The 1398-nt window shown below is 43.6% G+C and carries 1 protein-coding gene; it reads right to left on the minus strand.

What is annotated here, in order from left to right:
- Positions 1-1398 (minus strand): hypothetical protein (locus BMZ09_RS16265; protein ID WP_177183555.1); only part of this gene is annotated, 1398 nt, incomplete at both ends.

The following is a 1398-nucleotide window of genomic DNA, read 5'->3' on the forward strand; positions in this document are numbered from 1 at the left end:
CAAGTACAAGAAGTTGCGTCCCAAGTATTAGTTTCCCAACATGTTAATCCCGTTGGTTCTGTTGGTTGTGTTCCTGAGGTTGTCCAAGCACAAGAAGTTGCGTCCCAAGTATTGCTTTCCCAACATGCTAATCCTGTTGGTTCGGTTGGTTGCGTTCCTGAAGTTATCCAAGCACAAGAAGTTGCGTCCCAAGTATTAGTTTCCCAACATGCTAATCCTGTTGGTTCAGTTGGTTGTGTTCCCGAAGTAACCCAAGCACAAGATGTTGCGTCCCAAGTATTAGTTTCCCAGCATTCTAATCCTGTTGGTTCTGTTGGTTGTGTTCCCGAAGTAATCCAAGTACAAGAAGTTGCGTCCCAAGTATTAGTTTCCCAACATGCTAATCCTGTTGGTTCAGTTGGTTGTGTTCCTGAAGTTATCCAAGCACAAGAAGTTGCGTCCCAAGTATTAGTTTCCCAACATTCTAATCCTGTTGGTTCGGTTGGTTGCGTTCCTGAGATTATCCAAGCACAAGATGTTGCGTCCCAAGTGTTACTTTCCCAACATGCTAAACCAGTTGGTTCATTTGGTTGCGTTCCAGAAGTTATCCAAGCGCAAGATATTGCATCCCAAGTGTTAGTTTCCCAGCATTCTAATCCTGTTGGTTCAGTTGGTTGTGTTCCTGAAGTTATCCAAGTACAAGAAGTTGCGTCCCAAGTATTAGTTTCCCAACATGCTAATCCTGTTGGTTCATTTGGTTGTGATCCTGAGGTTATCCAAGTACAAGATGTTGCGTCCCAAGTATTGCTTTCCCAGCATTCTAATCCTGTTGGTTCATTTGGTTGTGTTCCAGAAGTAATCCAAGCACATGACGTTGCGTCCCAAGTATTAGTTTCCCAGCATTCTAATCCTGTTGGTTCAGTTGGTTGTGTTCCTGAGATTATCCAAGCACAAGAAGTTGCGTCCCAAGTATTGCTTTCCCAACATGCTAATCCTGTTGGTTCATTTGGTTGTGTTCCAGAAGTAATCCAAGCACATGACGTTGCGTCCCAAGTATTAGTTTCCCAGCATTCTAATCCTGTTGGTTCAGTTGGTTGTGTTCCTGAGATTATCCAAGCACAAGAAGTTGCGTCCCAAGTATTGCTTTCCCAACATGCTAATCCTGTTGGTTCATTTGGTTGTGTTCCAGAAGTAATCCAAGCACATGACGTTGCGTCCCAAGTATTAGTTTCCCAGCATTCTAATCCTGTTGGTTCAGTTGGTTGTGTTCCTGAGATTATCCAAGCACAAGAAGTTGCATCCCAAGTGTTAGTTTCCCAACATTCTAATCCAGTTGGTTCTGTTGGTTGTGTTCCTGAGGTTGTCCAAGCACAAGATGTTGCGTCCCAAGTGTTAGTTTCCCAACATGCTAATCCTGTT

It is taken from the genome of Olleya namhaensis (assembly GCF_900114005.1).
Lineage (GTDB): Bacteria > Bacteroidota > Bacteroidia > Flavobacteriales > Flavobacteriaceae > Olleya > Olleya namhaensis.